The sequence below is a fragment of the Apilactobacillus xinyiensis genome (assembly GCF_019656235.1).
Taxonomy (GTDB): domain Bacteria; phylum Bacillota; class Bacilli; order Lactobacillales; family Lactobacillaceae; genus Apilactobacillus; species Apilactobacillus xinyiensis.
Genome location: NZ_BPLL01000013.1, coordinates 1 through 16,620 on the forward strand (window position 1 = coordinate 1; position 16,620 = coordinate 16,620).

Here is a 16,620-nt window from a genome sequence, read left to right on the forward strand (position 1 = left end):
TTAGTTGAATATTTTGACATAAAAAAACCGCCTTAAAAAATTAGATATTATGTCTAACTTTTTTAAGGCGGTACAATGGTTGGGAGTTTTTTTTGTATCCTAAAGCAGTTATAATTGAGTTAAATTTATATTAAAAGGTGATGAAAAAATGTTAAAAAGAAAAGAACTTAGCTTAAGTTCAATTTTTGTGTATTCATTATTGCTGAATGCAGGCTCTTCTTTTATGTGGCCACTAGTAACTATGTACATAAATGACTATTTACATAAATCTTTAATGGTTTCGGGATTCACATTATTAATGATGTCGCTCTGTATGATATTAGGTAACTATTTAGGAGGGTATCTTTTCGATAGATGGTCGGCTTATAAAACTTCTATGATAGGAATTTCAGTTTCTTCAATCGCAATTGTTTTATTGATATTTTTTCATGGATGGCCTATTTTTACCTTTTTATTAATGTTTTTAGGGCTTGGTGATGGAATGAACCTTACATTATTGAACTCATATGCAACTAAAGTTACTTCTAAAAGTTCTCGATATGTTTTTAATCTTTTATATATTGGTTTGAATTTAGGAGTGGTTATTGGAACTGCAATGGTTGGATACTTATTAAAATTTGGTGTGCATACCGTTTTTATTACGGCTAGTTTTTTCTATGTAGTACTTTGGCTTATGACTTTATTGAAATTTGATGTAGATTTTAGCGAAAATACTAATTCTTTAGCGTCAAATGCAGTTAAACCTAATAAACAATTAACAACTAATCATAATAAATCGATTATCTATAGTATTTGTTTGATGGTATTTTTCATTTATCTAAGTTATACGCTATGGGAAAGTGTCATGTCAGTTCATATGGTAAATATGGGGATTTCTTTTGAAAAATATTCAACTTTATGGACGATTAATGGTTTAATAATTGTTTTAGGTCAACCAATTGTTAATCATTTAGGGCGTAGATTTAATATGCAAAAGCAAATTTTTCTTGGAGTTTTTATCTTTGGAATTTCCTTTATTTTATTACTTTTAACCAAAAGCTATGTTAGTTTTGTCGCAGTCATGGTTATATTAACTGTAGGTGAAATAATGGGATTACCAGATGTTCCAGCTTGGATTGATAATCTTTCTAGTCCTATTGAAAAAGGGAAGTATCAAGGTTTCTTTAACTCATTTATGTCTTTTGGTAGAGCTTTAAGCCCACTATATGGAGGATTATTTGTTGAATATCTTGGCTATAATAGCCTTTTTATAATATCAACGGTCTTTATTTTAGGTTCGTTAATATATGTTATGCATAAAAATAAAAAAGCAGTCTCTTAATGGAGACTGCTTTTTTTATTAATACTTTGAAGCCTCATTTATTAGTGCTTCATAAACCCTAGTTACATCTCGACTAGTTCCCCTTAATTCGAAGTCAGCTACTAAATCACAATTGAAAGCTTTAGCATATCTACGTGCCGTTAAACAATATTGTTCATTGAAATTTCGATTTCCAGATCCTACTACACCAATGCATTTTCTAGCATTGTTATTGTAATGTATATATTCTCCTAAGACATTGGTCATTAACTCTTTCACACCATTATCAATACCATTACCACCATCTAAATAAGTAGGAACGAAAGCAAAGAAATTATCCGTTTCGTTACTAAAATCCGTTTGTTCTGAAATTTCTTTAGCATTTATGACAGGTTTTTGCTCGTCTTGATCGTGCTCGTTTTTAGCATATTTAGAGAGATTTTTGATAAAGTTTTTAGTATTACCTTCAATTGAGATATATAAAACATTAATTTTTTCCATAATATCCACTCCTTTTACCTAATATAAAAAACAAAAGTCACTTTGACGTGACTTTTGTTTTTTTCTATTTTTTAGTTATGTTATCTTGATCAACATTAACTTCAAACCAATTAATGAATGAATTTTCAAAATCAATTACTTTAAAGGTGAATTGATTAATTTTGAATGAGTCACCAGTTCGGATATCATTATTTTTATCTATAACGTATCCAGCTAAAGTAACACTATCTGACTTATTAAATTCTTTAATATCGGTGTGGAAATATCTTTCAAAATCATGAGTTGTCATTTTACCACTAACTTGGTATGTACCTTTAGGTTGTTTAAAGATGTACTCATTAGTAGCAGGGTCAATTTCATCACGAACAGTACCAAATAACTCTTCATAGATATCTTTATCTGTAATAATACCAGATGTACCACCATACTCATCCACAACTACGACCATTGGGGTGCGATGTTCAATCATTTCTTGTAAAACTTCAGTTATTTTCATTGTTTCTGGTACAGTGATAATGTCACGAAGTAATTTATCAATACCAATTGATGAATCCACACGTGATTGTCGAACAACATCATAGTTATAGATATAACCTAATATTTTATCCTTATCGTTGTCCGCTACAACTGGAATTCGACTGAACTTAGTTTGAAGATACTGAGTCACTGCATCTTTGACCTTAGTTGTTATATCAATAACATTTAACTGAGTTCGATCAATCATAATGTCTTTGGCAACTTTATCGTTAAATTCAAAAGCACGTTGCATATATAAGTAATCATATTTTTCTAAAGCACCGGATTTTACAGCGTCTTTTGAAATACTTAAAATTTCAGATTGTGACATTGCTTCATCACTTTCATCTGCCATTTTAATACCGAATAATTTAACCACTCCCGCAGCTGAAACGTTAATCAACCAAACTCCGGGGTAAAATAGGATGTGGAAATAGTGTAGAGGACTTGCGACAAATCCTAAAACTTTTCGTGGAATAGCAATACTTATATTTTTAGGTACAACTTCCGTGAATACAACTTCTAAGTAAGTCAAAATGAAGACACCCACAACACTACCAATGGCATGTGCTGTACCGGGGTTAATAAGCTTAGAGTCAATTTCTAAAATGTGGAATAACGCATCTACGAATAAAGATTCACCAATCCAACCCATTAAAATACCACACAATGATAAACCTACCTGCGTTGTTGATAAATAATCATTTAAGTTTGTAACCATGTGCATTTCACGGGCTAACTTTTTAGTCTTACCCTTGTTCTCGACTTCTTCTTCTAGCATACTATATCTGGTTTGTACTAAGGCAAACTCACAAGCCACGAAAAAAGCAGCAAAGAAGAATGAAACTAAAATTACGATAATTTGTAAAAATACCGCGCCACTATCCAACAGAACATTCCTCATTTCATAAAAATATTATAATAATTTCTTTCCTTAATATTATACAGCGGAATTGTAATTTTTTTAAGTCTTAGCGAAACAAACTAGCCTGCTAATTGCTTAACGAACTGTTATGTTAGTGATAGTCTATAATTGTATTCAAAATTCAATTAAAAGGAAGTACAGTTTCATCATGGCTACAAAAACTAAAGAAGATAATAGAACTCAAGACGAAATCAGAGAAGCTCAAATTAAATATTCTGACGAAGATATTAATCGCGGAATTGATTTAATTCAAAAAAAGGGTTTCATCACTAGAAAAGATTTCGAATCTATGCAAGATGACGTTTGGGCCAGAGGATTTGAAAAACATTTAGATAAAAAATTCCAAGATATGGAAGATGTAGATCCTTATTTATACATTGAAAGATTTGATTTCAAGGGTGGTAAATTAGACGATATTATATTCGATATGGATAAAGTTACTACACGTGAAGATGCTTTAAAGACATTATCACGAGAATTAGGCGAAGGTATCGTTAGATAAAAATTTCATAATTTGGGATGTAGTTGATTACTACATCCCTTTTTTATTAAGGGGATGTTTAGATGCAAAGATGTGCTTGGGTTGATTTAAATGACGAGCAGATGATTTTATATCATGATAGTGAATGGGGTAAGCCAGTAAAAGCTGATGATAAATTATTTGAAATTATGAGTTTAGAATTAATGCAATCGGGTTTAAGTTGGAAAACAATTTTGCACAAAAGACAAGCCTTTAGAGCTGCTTTTTCTAATTTTCAAATTAATCGAGTTAAATTAATGGGTAAGGACTTAAATAATCTTTTAGAGAATAAGCAAATAGTTCGTAATCGTTTGAAAATCAAAGCAGTAATTAACAATGCAAAAGTTATTTATAATATGCAAACTAATAATCTTAGCTTTTATGATTATTTGAATCGAATTTTTAACAAACATATGATTATAGATGATATTGATACTACTTCCATTAAAATTTCAAAAATAATGAAAAAAGATGGTTTTAAATTTATTGGTCCGGTGATGATACGCTCATTCATGCAATCCATCGGAGTAATTAAGGAACATGATGAAAATTGTGATTTTAAATAAAAATATATTTGCACTTTAATTATTTTTAAGTTTTTCTCGTTATAATTAGAAATATTATTTTAAATATTTTGAGGTTGGAGGAGGAAAAGGATGAAAGACTTAAATATTTTAATTGTAGAAGACGATGAAGCATTAGCTGACAGCTTAAATCAATTTTTGAGTGAACTTGGGAACACACAAGTTGCATATGATGGTTTTGAAGGTAAGATGATGGGGCAAGAAGGAATCTATGATATTGCCGTTTTAGATTTAATGTTACCTGAAATAAGTGGGTATGATATTTTAAAAAGTTGGCGTACCGATGATAAATTAGACATGCCAGTCTTGATTTTGACTGCCAAAGATACCTTATCTGATAAGGTACATGGATTTCAATTGGGTGCAGACGACTATCTTACTAAACCATTTCATCGGGAAGAGTTATTGTTAAGAGTAAAAGCACTTTTAAAAAGATATGGTAGATTAGGCACTAATAATGAACTAACTGTGGGTAACTTTGTAGCTAAATTGAATAACCGTTCAGTAGAATTAGAAAATCAAGAACTAAAATTAAATGGTAAAGAGTATGATTTATTAATTTACTTTTTGCAAAATCCAAACACCATAATTACTAAAGAACAAATTTTTGATCGTTTATGGGGATTTAATTCAGATACAGCTTTAACTGTTGTTGAAGTATATATGAGTAATTTGCGTAAAAAAATCAAAAACATTTCTGATAGTAATCCAATTAAAACTTTGCGTAACGTTGGATATATTTTGGAAAAGGATGATGATTAGTGAAAAAGAATAATCCAGAGAACCAACAGCAATTTAAATTGTTTATTAAAGAGCTTATAACTTTTGCATTTTTATTTTTTACTCTAGGTTTGATTGTTTACTATTTGTTTCAAAATTCAGTTTATGGAAATATTGATGCTGCTATGCGTGAACAAAAAAATAGAATTATTAATAATTCACACCAACTACCCTTACATATTCAAAAGGATAAAGATGGAAGTGTTGCAGGAGTTTTGCCGCCAGAAAGAAATGCATCTTTTCAAACTAATTTAATTGTTTTTGATGAAAACGGTCGAATTTTAAATCAATCTATGTTGGGTGAAAGAAATTTTACGTTACTACGTAACACTACTTTAGATTTATCTAAGTTGAACAAGATTGTAGACTTGCCATTAGCATCGGATGAATTAAGTGCTCACTTTAGATCATTATTAATTAAGGTCCCTAAAAATAATCAGAATGTTTTATATGCTGGTCATTATGTTTTGATTTTACAAAATATTGACGCTGATTTACTGGCCATTAATAGTTTTATTGAGGCATTAATTATTACTTTGATTATTTTTTGGATATTAGCCATTGCTATATCTTATTTCTTATCTAAATCAAGTATGAAACCAATTATAAAATCTTGGTTACGTCAAAGAGACTTTAGTTCTAATGCTGCTCATGAGTTAAGAACCCCCTTAACAGTTATTCAAAATCAAATGGAATATTTATTGACTAAGCCTAAAGATACTGTAATGGATCAAATAAAACCTATTTCCACTTCTTTAGATGAAATTCAACATTTAAAGATTTTGACTAATCGCTTATTAATGCTGGCACGTTCGGATTCCAATATTATTCAAGTTAATTTACAAAATACTCAGTTGAATAGTTGGTTTAATAATATTCTTACACCGTATACTGAAATTGCTAGTAGTCAAAATAAGCAATTGTTAGTAAACGTTAATGCTAGTGGGAATGGAATGTTAGATCAAGATTTGATTAGACAGTTAATGGTTATACTATTAGATAATGCAATTAAATACACTTCTGCTCATGGTGAAATTGAAGTTAGCATTAATAGAGTTAAAGATAGTTTAGATATAAAAGTTTCTGATAATGGAATTGGTATTTCGAATTCAGATAAAGTACACATTTTTGATCGATTTTATCGAACTGATAAATCTAGAAATTCTAAAACAGGTGGGAACGGATTAGGTTTATCAATAGCGCAGTGGATAGTTACTGAGCATAAGGGCAAAATATCAGTGAAAGATAATCATCCAACAGGAACCATTTTTCAAGTTACAATTTCTTTAAAATAAAACGACTCTTTAAAAAATGTTTAAATAATAGTAGTATGGCTTTAATACTAAAAACTGAAAACATAATTTAATGGGAGTTTTTTCATGAAAAAACATAAGTTTCTTTTGTTGTTTGCTATTTGCGCAATGGTATTATTTGGTGTGAAATTAAATGCTCAAGCAGATTCTAACAACGTTTATGATTTATCAGAACATCAGGGAGTGTTTACTAATAGCCAGGTACAAAGTTTAAAGAATGAGGTACCATTTGTTATTTTAAGAGTTCAATATGGTAGTGCATATGCTGATAAAACATTCCAGCAAAATCGTGATTTGTTGAATAAATATGGTATTCCATATGGGGTTTATTCATATAGTATGTATGAAAGTGTACCAGATGCAGCAGATGAAGCTCGCACCTTATACAACCGTGCTCCAAATGCTAAATTTTATGTAAATGATTACGAAACACAGTCAGTTACAGATGGTGATACTAATGATGCTACTAATGCTTGGTTACAAGCTTTACGTCCATTAGTCGGCAATCGTAAAATTTTATTTTACTCATATCAAAGCTTTATGTTGAAATACGCGGCTCAAGCTATTAGTAACTATGATGGATACTGGCTGGCAGCATATCAAACTAATGAACCTAGTCGCGAACATGTTTTATGGCAATATACTGATAAATATTACTCACCGGCCTTAAATCAATACATTGATTCTAGTTTGTTAACAGTTAAAGATAGTAATTGGTTTATCGGCGATAATAATTTTACTCCTAACAATTCTAATAACACTAGTAACCAGTCGAACAATAATTCTGGAAATTCCAATAATAGTTCTAACAGTAGCAATAATAATTCTAATAGTGGTAATAACAGTGAAAATAACCAACAAAACAATAACAACCCAGTTGCTGACAACACTAGTTATTATGCAAAAAGCGGAGTTAAAACGTTATCAAATAATGTTAGCGATAATTTTTATAACCATGTACCTGATGATAATAAGTATAAGGGTTCATCAAAAGTAAAATATCAAGGTTCAAGTTATGCTGGAAAAAATGTAACTTTTAATAGTCAAGCACAGGTAAATGGTAATAATTACTACAGATGTTATTATAACGGTAAATTATTAGGTTGGATTAAGGATAGTTCGTTAGGAATTTACATTAGCTATCAAAAATATTTTAAAAATAAAACTATGAATGTTAATGCTAAAGTTAACTTTTATAATCATGTTAATGGTAGTAAATATAATGATATTTCTATTAAACACTATGGCAAAAATTATGGAAATAAAAAAATGCAAATTGTGTCACGTGCTAAGAAAGATGGTTGGAAGAGCTATTACTATCTTTGTTATTATCGTGGCAAAAATATGGGGTGGATTTATCAATCTGCTTTTAAATAATAAAAAAAGAAATCCTTTTGGATTTCTTTTTTTATTTGTAAGCTATTTTCTTGAATGCTTGACCAATACTGACTATTATATAGTTGTTGATTGATAAAGAAACCAATAAATATATAAGTTAAAGGGGTTTTGATTATGGCTATAGAATTAAGAAATAATATGAATCTATTCAGTCCAATGAATAATTTTACGAGTGATTTTGATGATAATTTCTTCAGTTCATTTGCTGGTAATCAAATGCGAACAGATGTTATTGAAAACAAGGATAACTACGTGGTTACCTCTGAATTACCTGGTTTCAAAAAGGATAATATCCATTTGAATTATCGTGACAACAAGTTAATTATTAAAGCTGATCATGAAGTTAATAAGGACAATAATAATAAGTTTTTACGTATTGAACGTTCTTCAAAGAGTGTAGCTCGTTCTTTCCGTATTCCAAACATTAAAGTAGAAGATATCAAGGCTAGTTATGATGGTGGCATTTTGAGAGTGACACTTCCAAAAGATAGACAAAATAACACATTTGATAACATTGATATTGACTAGTTTTAGGGAGGTATTTTTATGAGAAATGAATTTGTAAATCCAGTACAAAATTTGTTAGATAACGGTTTCTTCAATGATAACAATAATATGAAGACAGATATTATTGATAATGGCGATACTTATGAAGTTAATGCTGAGTTAGCCGGATTTGATAAAAATGACATCCACATGGACTATCGAGATAACACATTAAGTATAAATGCCAAGAAAAATGCTAATCATGATGAAGAGAATAGTAAAGTAGTTTTTAGTGAAATATCTTCAAATGATATTAAGCGTTCGTTCTATTTACCAAATGTGGATATAAAGAAAATACAGGCATCATATGAAGATGGTATTTTAAACGTTGTACTTCCAAAAGTTAACGGTGATAATCAGGGACATAGTATTAGCATCGATTAATCGTAATAAAAAACACCCTTTGAGGGTGTTTTTTTATTTATTTAAATTTTTAACTTGGTTTAAAGAACTCATAATCCAGTCTTTGTAGTTAGTATTTTTAGGCATAGTTTCACTAACTTTAACAATAGTTAATTTGTTTTCGTTAGCTAACTTAATCATGTTTTGCACAGTAGTATCTGAAGTCTGACTATTTACGACTAAAAATGAGATTTTTTTGTGTTTAATGTCATCTTGTAGGTCACGAATATTTTGTGGTGTGGGGTCAATTTCATGTTCAACAGCCTTAGAAAAGCCGGCATCATTAATTGTGTAACCCATATCATTTAGCATGTAATTAAATACAGGTTCAGTCACATCTACTTTATTGTTATGCTTGTGTTGTTGCTTTATTTGTTTTACAGTTTTTTCAATTGGTTTTAAAGATTCAATATATTTTTTAGCGTTGTTTTCGTAAAATTTAGCATTTTTAGCATCTTTTTTACTAAATTGTTTAGCTAAACTGTTTACTAATTTAGGCATAGTTCGATAGTCATACCAAATATGAGCATTATCGTGATCATCTTTTCCCATTAAGTCATTAGAGACGTTAGTAACTTTAGCTGATGAGTTATTGTTTAGCAAACTTTGCATCCATGAATCATAATGAGCACCATTATAAATTACAAAGTCAGCTTTAGCCACTGTTTTTGAATCTTTGGGAGTGGGTTGGAAATCATGTGGATCGGAAGATGGTGAATTAATGATTGAAGTAACATTGCCTTTATCGCCCAGAACAGCTTTAGCTGCTTCACTATAAAAATTAACAGAAGTAACTACATTAATTTTATTTGATTTACTACTTTCTTTATTATTACTACCACAGGCACTTAATAATAATGTAAAAGTTAAAATAGTACCGATAAGATAAACAACTTTACTGAATGATTTTTTCAATTTATTTACGCTCCTAAATATTATTTTTATATTGCAAAAGCAATCATACTTAAAAATATATGAACTGTCAACACATATGTGTGATATAATCATATATTGAAACATTTAAATATATAAATATTTAAGGAGTTATTTAATATGAATACTTTCAAACAAGGTTTAAAAACATTAGGTCGGGCACTAAATGACGAAACTAGAATTAATATATTGTATTATTTAATTCAAAACGGAGATACTAATGTTCAGACTTTAGTGGAACATACTAATAAGAGTCAAACTTCAATCTCACACCATTTAAGAATTTTAACTGATTCAGGATTAGCCAAATTACAAAAACAAGGGCGAAGTCATTATTACTCGATATCTGATAAGCATGTTGAGACGATATTACAAATTTTAAAAGATCATTTTAGCGAATGAAATGTTAATTTTTTCTTAAATATATCTTTAGAAAATATTAATACAATTAAATAGTTCAAAATAATTTGATATGATATTGCTACTAAAATTAAGGAGGAAACATCGAATGGATGACGTTCCGCAGCGCAGTAACTATAAATTTTTGCCGTTCTTTTTAATTGAATAGTTTATTTTTTAGTACCACAATATAAAATGGATACTATTAAATAAAGGAGCTAACGATTAATTTGAATAATTCAAAAGATTTTAAATTAACTTTGAGTGAACTCAAATCTAAGTACAATATAAAAGACATTAACTCTGGTTTAGATTCTAAGCAGGCAAAAGATAGATTAGAACAATACGGAACTAACGAGTTAAAATTCAAGAAGGAATCTAAGTGGAAACTGTTCTTAAGACAGTTTAATAACGTTATTATATACGTCTTGATTTTTTCAGCGATATTAACGTTGTTATTACAACATTTTTCAGATTCGTTTATTATCATTTTGGTAATTTTTATCAATGCATTTATTGGATATTACCAAGAGGCTAACGCATCTAATGCGTTAGAGAAAATAAAAAGTATTTTAGCAACTAATTCAACAGTTTATCGAGATGGACATCGAATAGATATTCCAACCAAAGATGTGGTTGTTGGGGATGTTGTCTTTTTAGAAGCTGGAGATAAAGTTCCTGCTGATATGCGTTTGATAGATACTGATAATGTTAGAATACAAGAATCATCTCTAACTGGAGAATCTGATTCAATTGCAAAAGATACTGCAATTATTAAAGACGATAATCCAGCTTTAGCTGAACAAACAAACATGGCATTTGCCTATACTTCAGTAACCTCCGGAAGTGCTAGTGGAATAGTAGTTTCTACAGGTAAAAACACTGAAATTGGTAGAATTTCTGAAAACATTAGTCAAGCTAAAGATAGTAAAACACCTTTAATGCGTGAGTTAGATGGATTAGGCAAGTGGGTGTCATACGTAATTATTTTTGCGTCAGCACTATTGTTCTTGCTAGGTTTCTTTTTAGAAACTTATTCACTAAGTGTGTTGTCATTATCAGTAGTAGCTATGATTGTAGGTTCAATCCCAGAAGGATTACCTGCTACTACCTCCGTGGTGTTATCTCGTGGAGTTAGTGATATGGCTAAAAATAAAAATACCATCATTAAAAGTTTACCGGCGGTAGAAACTTTAGGCTCAGTTGATGTTATTGCTACTGATAAAACAGGAACGTTAACTAAAAACGAAATGACCATTAAAGACATTATTTTAAGTGACCATGTCTATCAGGTTACTGGAAATGGTTATACTCCTAAGGGTGAAATTACTGAAAATGGCAACAAGGTTCAAATGAATGATACTTTGAAACTATTTTTAGAAGCTGGAAATGAAGCTAATGATGCACAATTAAATCAAGAAAATAATAAATGGGTTTTAAATGGTGAACCTACTGATGGAGCTTTCTTAACTGCTTATACTAAAGCATTGGGAACAGACAACAATAACCGCTATAAAGAAATTGACCTATTGCCATTTGATTCTGATTTTAGATATATTGCTAAATTAGTAGATGATGATAATGGTAAACGAAAACTGTTTATTAAAGGTTCACCTGATAAGTTGCTAGCTTTAGCTCAAAAAGTTGATAAAAACTTTGATATGGATAAGTGGAATCAGCAAGTGGCTGACTTGTCTGAACATGGTAAACGAGTAATTGCTGTAGGTTACCAAGACGTTGATGCTTCCGTTAACGAAATAACTCATAATCAAATAAAACAAGGAATTCATTTACTAGGTTTAGCAGGGATTATTGATCCACCACGTGAAAGTGTTATGAAGGCTCTTCGTGAAATGAATGAGGCTGGAATAGCAGTGAAAATGATTACTGGTGATAATCCAATCACAGCTAAAGCTATTGGTGAACAGCTAGGTTTGGCTCAAAAAATTCATGCAGTAACGGGTGCTGAATTAGATGGCATGAATAAAGCCGGATTTAAAAAAGCAGTTTTAGAAAATCAAGTGTTTGCACGTACAACTCCACAGAATAAATATGACATCATAAAAGCTTTGCAAGATAGCGGCAAGGTAACTGCTATGACTGGAGATGGGATTAATGATGCTCCAGCTTTAAAACGTGCTGATATCGGAGTTGCTATGGGTAACAAAGGAACTGATATTGCTAAAGAATCAGCTGACATGGTGTTAACTGATGATAAATTTGGAACGCTTGCACCAGCTATTAAAGAAGGTCGTCGTATATATGACAATATTAAGAAGAGTATTCAATTCTTATTACCAACTTCTTTTGCTGAGGGATTAATTATTGCTTTTACGATTTTAATGCAAAATGATATGCCATTGCAGCCAACTCAGTTGTTATGGATTAATATGGTCTCAGCTATTACGATTCAATTTGCGTTTATTTTTGAGCCCGGTGAACAGGACTTAATGAAGCAAAAACCTCGTAAAACGAATGGTAGTTTGTTAAATAAATGGGATGGAATCAGAATTTGCTGGTTATCTGCTTTAATGGCTATTTTGGGAATAGTAGCTTTCGAAATGTTAACAGCTAATGGATTTAGTGATGTTTTTGCAAGTACAGTTGTTGTAAATGTGATTGTTTTTGCGAAAATTTTCTATTTATTTAGTATTCGTACTAAACAGGCACTATTCTCTAAAACATTATTCAGCAATCCGCAAGCCTTTATGATCGTCGGAATAATGATTCTGTTACAATTAGCTTTAACTTACATTCCATTTATGCAGGGTGCATTTTATACCACTGGTATTGGCTTTATGGGATGGTCAATTGCAATTGTAGCTGGAGTAATTGTATTAGCATTAGCTGAAGTAGATAAATTTATTTCTAAAAAATTAAAAAAATAATATTTTGATAGGAAAAATTTATACATGAAAAAAATATTTTTGGTACTATTAGTGTTTTTGATTGTTTTACTGGGTTTCTTTATTTTTAAAAATGGTAATGAATACTATCAAAACAGGTATAATGGTGAAGTTGCATATGCTAAAGTACCTGATAAGATACCATCTAAAGAACAGGCTAAAGATTCAAATAATAAAATTGTAAAGGGTGTTTATACTTATAAATACCACTTTAAATTTGTTAATGAAAAGGGCCAAGTGATATCAATGGAACATTATTTATCTGGCGAACATGTAAAACCATTGAAACCGGGTTCGATTGTTAAAGCGGAAGTTAGCAATCAACTGATTGTTAAAGGCCCCAATACAGTAAATATTTCTGATGTTCCAAAACGGATAATTAATAAATTAAACTAATTAAAAAAGCGATTACTCCTAACAGAGTAGTCGCTTTTTTAGTGAACCGTTTTCCAGATTGATACTATTAAAATTAAAATTCCCATAATTAGATGGATTTTTTTATGTCCAAGTAAAATTGCTATATATTCACGAATAATTGCATTGGGTATGAAGAAATAACTAGTTTTGGCTCCAATACCGTTAATGTTTAAACCAGATATTCTAGCATATCCACTGGCGCGATATATATGATAATTATTAGAAACAAAAATTCCATTATTAGGATTAATATTTTTACTTTCAATAATCTTTTTTGAAAATTGCATATTTTGTAAGGTATTTTTAGATTTAGTTTCGGCCATTACTAAGTTTTCCGGAACGCCTTTGCTAAGCACATATTCTCGCATGGCTGTACCTTCGGAGATAGTTTCGTCTTTACCTTGACCACCTGAACAAATTAATACTGGTGCTTTTTGACCACTTTGAATTTGTTGTTGCATAAAATTAATCCCTTTGTTAATTCGAGCTGCTAACAATGGTGATACTTGATTTCCATTTATTAATCCTGATCCTAATACAATAATATAATCTTTGTTTTTCTTTGGTCTATATAGTAGACACATTACAGCGGAACTAATAAAACCAGCAAAACAAAATACAACATAAAAAGTAGATAGTTGAATTAATGAAATGATAAAATCACTAATTTTATTGTTGAATGTATTGTTAATTATATTAACAATAATTGGCGATATTAATATAGCTAACCCGATTATTAAAGTTAACATGTTAGCTAACGAGTGACTTTCTTTACGCCATACGATCCAAGCATTCCATAACCATAAAATCCATTGTAGTGTGTAAATTATGGTCAAAGGAAACATTATTACTATGAAACATATTAGTGAAATTCTAGTTAAAACATCGTTGTTAATAGTTATTACAGTTATAGCCATAGCACTTAAGGTGAAAATTAAACTAAATATAAGTAAAAAACCATTTAGTAAACGTGCTTTATTTTTTGAATAGCTTAAAATTGTTCCAATCCAACTGATTAATGCTATTAATATGAATATTGTTAAAATATTTATCGCTCCTAACTAATTATAGTAAGTATGTTTAATTATAACGACTTTTCAACGAAAATTTATTTGCCTTAATTAAATAGTTATTTTAAAAATTAAAAAATGATGATAAAATGATTAAAAAGTAAAGGGCGATGTTAGTATGAAAATTTTAGTATACAATGTTCGAGAAGATGAAGAGCCTGAGATTAATAGTTGGGCTGAAAAAAATCATGTGGATGTAAAAATTATTTATAAAGAGTTGAATGTCCAAACAGCTGAGTTAGCTGAAGGATACGACGGAATAGCAGTTCAACAATTGAATTCTTTAAAAGATCCGCGAATATACGAAAAATTAAGTAGCTACGGAATCAAACAAATGGCTTTTCGAACTACTGGATACGAAATTGCAAACTTACAAGCAGCTAATGAAAATGGAATTTCAATCACTAATGTACCAGCTTATTCACCACGTTCAGTTAGTGAACTAGTATTAGCTCAAGTGATGTATTTAGTTAGACATTTAGGCTTAATTGAAAATCGACTAGAACATAATAATTTTAAATGGTTTGGCTTACAAGCTAATGAAATTCATAACTTAACAATAGGGATTGTCGGAGCAGGTAAAATTGGTAGCGCAGTTGCAAGAATTTTTAAAGCTTTAGGTGCCAAGGTGATTGCTACAGACCCAGTTTTTAGACCAGAACTATGCGATACTTTAGAATACGTTGATTATGACACTTTATATAAAACTGCTGACGTAGTAACGATGCATACACCTTTAAAATCCGATACTGAGCACATGATTGATGCAAAAGTATTTAAAATGATGAAACCATCAGCATTTTTTATTAATGATTCACGTGGTGGAGTAGTTGCCACTGAAGATTTAATTGCAGCTTTAACTAACAAAGAGATTGCAGGAGCAGCAATTGATACGATAGAAAATGAGGCAGGCATTTTTAATACTGACCTAGGAAACAGTAAACCAAATAATGCCTTTTTAAATGAACTTATGAATATGCCTAATGTAAAAGTTACTCCACATACTGGCTTTTATACGGATGCTGCGGTTAAAAATATGGTTGATATTGCATTAGATGAAACGCTTAGAGTTTTAAAGGGTGAACAGCCTTTAAACAAGGTTAATTAAAATGGGGGAAGAGAATTATTATCATTCCAGATAAGTTAAAATCAGGCGATGAAATTAGAGTTATTGCACCTAGTGATTCCATTTACCGTGTCGGTGGATTGGATGGTAATGTTTTTTCTAAACAAAAATTGGAAAAATGGGGCTTTAAAGTAACATTTGGCAAACATATTAATGAACATGATATCTTGGGGACATCGGATATTAAATCGCGAATTGAAGATTTATATGCGGCCTTTTTAGATAAAAATGTTAAGGCTATTATTACAGTCATTGGGGGCCTAACTTCTAATGAGTTACTGCCATATATTGATTTTGATATCATAAAAAATAATCCCAAAATAATTTGTGGATTTTCGGATTTTACAGCTCTAGCGAATGCCATTTACGCTAAGACCGGCTTGGTTACTTATTATGGTCCGGCATTTGCTTCCTTAAAAATGTCAGGAGTTACAGGAGATTACCAAGATCATTTTTGGTTAACTGCGATGACTAAATCAAAATTTAATTTGGTACCTTCAGAGTTTTGGTCTAGTGGAGCTTGGTATAATAAAAATGAAAAAGTTGAGTTATATAAAAATACTTGGTCATTTTATAATCATGGAACGGCTGAAGGAATAGTTGTGGGTGGTAATCTGTGTACTTTTAATTTAGTCCAAGGTACTCCTTATCAACCAGATTTATCTAATAAAATATTGTTAGTGGAGTTTTCAGAAGAAAATTCATGGGAAGAATTTTCTAGAGATTTAGCCTCAATTTTGCAAGCTTCTGAAAATCCTAAAGCACTCTTAATTGGAAGATTTCCCAAAGAAAGTAAAATGACTCATGAGAGATTAATGTATGTTTTAGATAAATTTCCGGTGTTACAAAAAATACCAGTTATTTATAATCTTAATGTAGGGCATGCACAACCTATTTTTACCATTCCATTAGGTTGTTCAATTAAATTGACTAAAGATAGACATATTGAAATTTGACGTATTGAAGATGCATTTAGTAAACTTA

Annotated in this window: 17 protein-coding genes; 13 read left to right on the forward strand and 4 right to left on the reverse strand. The window is 30.4% G+C overall.

What is annotated here, in order from left to right; genetic code table 11:
* The first annotated feature begins 148 nt into the window (after nt 1-148).
* Nucleotides 149-1,321 carry an MDR family MFS transporter gene (locus K5Q11_RS04100; protein WP_220751326.1) on the forward strand — a complete coding sequence of 391 codons (1,173 nt, stop codon included), beginning with the start codon at nt 149-151 and terminating at the stop codon, nt 1,319-1,321.
* Between the two features lie 18 nt (nt 1,322-1,339).
* Here the strand turns inward: K5Q11_RS04100 and nrdI are convergent, their stop codons facing one another.
* On the reverse strand, nt 1,340-1,801 hold the full coding sequence (nrdI, locus tag K5Q11_RS04105; protein ID WP_220751327.1) for a class Ib ribonucleoside-diphosphate reductase assembly flavoprotein NrdI: 462 nt from the start codon (nt 1,799-1,801) through the stop codon (nt 1,340-1,342).
* 64 nt (nt 1,802-1,865) lie between these two features.
* On the reverse strand, nt 1,866-3,206 hold the full coding sequence (locus K5Q11_RS04110) for a hemolysin family protein (protein ID WP_373310680.1): 1,341 nt from the start codon (nt 3,204-3,206) through the stop codon (nt 1,866-1,868).
* A 184-nt stretch (nt 3,207-3,390) separates the two neighbouring features.
* Here K5Q11_RS04110 and K5Q11_RS04115 point away from each other — a divergent pair, with 184 nt between their 5' ends.
* The 7 genes from K5Q11_RS04115 to K5Q11_RS04145 all read left to right on the forward strand — a co-directional run bounded on the left by K5Q11_RS04115 (nt 3,391) and on the right by K5Q11_RS04145 (nt 8,767).
* Nucleotides 3,391-3,744 carry a hypothetical protein gene (locus tag K5Q11_RS04115; RefSeq protein WP_220728813.1) on the forward strand — a complete coding sequence of 118 codons (354 nt, stop codon included), beginning with the start codon at nt 3,391-3,393 and terminating at the stop codon, nt 3,742-3,744.
* A 62-nt stretch (nt 3,745-3,806) separates the two neighbouring features.
* Nucleotides 3,807-4,328 carry a DNA-3-methyladenine glycosylase I gene (locus tag K5Q11_RS04120; protein ID WP_220751328.1) on the forward strand — a complete coding sequence of 174 codons (522 nt, stop codon included), beginning with the start codon at nt 3,807-3,809 and terminating at the stop codon, nt 4,326-4,328.
* A gap of 90 nt (nt 4,329-4,418) precedes the next feature.
* Nucleotides 4,419-5,108 carry a response regulator transcription factor gene (locus K5Q11_RS04125; protein ID WP_220728811.1) on the forward strand — a complete coding sequence of 230 codons (690 nt, stop codon included), beginning with the start codon at nt 4,419-4,421 and terminating at the stop codon, nt 5,106-5,108.
* Nucleotides 5,108-6,421 carry a sensor histidine kinase gene (locus tag K5Q11_RS04130; RefSeq protein ID WP_220728810.1) on the forward strand — a complete coding sequence of 438 codons (1,314 nt, stop codon included), beginning with the start codon at nt 5,108-5,110 and terminating at the stop codon, nt 6,419-6,421. The genes K5Q11_RS04125 and K5Q11_RS04130 overlap by 1 nt, the downstream gene beginning before the upstream one ends.
* A gap of 84 nt (nt 6,422-6,505) precedes the next feature.
* A complete protein-coding gene (locus tag K5Q11_RS04135) occupies nt 6,506-7,816 on the forward strand; it encodes a GH25 family lysozyme (protein WP_220751329.1) in 1,311 nt (436 codons plus the stop codon).
* A gap of 135 nt (nt 7,817-7,951) precedes the next feature.
* The gene (locus tag K5Q11_RS04140) at nt 7,952-8,365 is read left to right on the forward strand and encodes an Hsp20/alpha crystallin family protein (protein WP_251067909.1); all 414 of its coding nucleotides are present in this window, start codon (nt 7,952-7,954) and stop codon (nt 8,363-8,365) included.
* Between the two features lie 18 nt (nt 8,366-8,383).
* Nucleotides 8,384-8,767, forward strand: a complete 384-nt coding sequence (locus K5Q11_RS04145) for an Hsp20/alpha crystallin family protein (protein ID WP_220751331.1) — start codon at nt 8,384-8,386, stop codon at nt 8,765-8,767.
* A gap of 33 nt (nt 8,768-8,800) precedes the next feature.
* Here the strand turns inward: K5Q11_RS04145 and K5Q11_RS04150 are convergent, their stop codons facing one another.
* Complete coding sequence (locus K5Q11_RS04150; protein WP_251067910.1) at nt 8,801-9,700, reverse strand: metal ABC transporter solute-binding protein, Zn/Mn family; 900 nt, start codon at nt 9,698-9,700, stop codon at nt 8,801-8,803.
* Nucleotides 9,701-9,838: 138 nt separating this feature from the next.
* On the opposite strand from K5Q11_RS04150, the gene K5Q11_RS04155 reads away from it, so the two are divergent.
* The 3 genes from K5Q11_RS04155 to K5Q11_RS04165 all read left to right on the forward strand — a co-directional run bounded on the left by K5Q11_RS04155 (nt 9,839) and on the right by K5Q11_RS04165 (nt 13,419).
* A complete protein-coding gene (locus K5Q11_RS04155; RefSeq protein ID WP_220728805.1) occupies nt 9,839-10,120 on the forward strand; it encodes an ArsR/SmtB family transcription factor in 282 nt (93 codons plus the stop codon).
* Between the two features lie 227 nt (nt 10,121-10,347).
* Nucleotides 10,348-13,005 (forward strand): HAD-IC family P-type ATPase, encoded by a 2,658-nt coding sequence (locus K5Q11_RS04160; RefSeq protein ID WP_220751333.1) that lies wholly within the window; start codon nt 10,348-10,350, stop codon nt 13,003-13,005.
* A gap of 24 nt (nt 13,006-13,029) precedes the next feature.
* Nucleotides 13,030-13,419 (forward strand): DUF1093 domain-containing protein, encoded by a 390-nt coding sequence (locus tag K5Q11_RS04165; protein ID WP_220751334.1) that lies wholly within the window; start codon nt 13,030-13,032, stop codon nt 13,417-13,419.
* Between the two features lie 38 nt (nt 13,420-13,457).
* On the opposite strand, the gene K5Q11_RS04170 is transcribed toward K5Q11_RS04165, so the two are convergent.
* Nucleotides 13,458-14,357 (reverse strand): YdcF family protein, encoded by a 900-nt coding sequence (locus tag K5Q11_RS04170; RefSeq protein ID WP_220751335.1) that lies wholly within the window; start codon nt 14,355-14,357, stop codon nt 13,458-13,460.
* Nucleotides 14,358-14,628: 271 nt separating this feature from the next.
* Here K5Q11_RS04170 and K5Q11_RS04175 point away from each other — a divergent pair, with 271 nt between their 5' ends.
* Complete coding sequence (locus K5Q11_RS04175; protein WP_220728800.1) at nt 14,629-15,618, forward strand: D-2-hydroxyacid dehydrogenase; 990 nt, start codon at nt 14,629-14,631, stop codon at nt 15,616-15,618.
* 17 nt (nt 15,619-15,635) lie between these two features.
* Nucleotides 15,636-16,592, forward strand: a complete 957-nt coding sequence (locus K5Q11_RS04180; RefSeq protein WP_220751358.1) for a S66 family peptidase — start codon at nt 15,636-15,638, stop codon at nt 16,590-16,592.
* Nucleotides 16,593-16,620 lie beyond the last annotated feature (28 nt).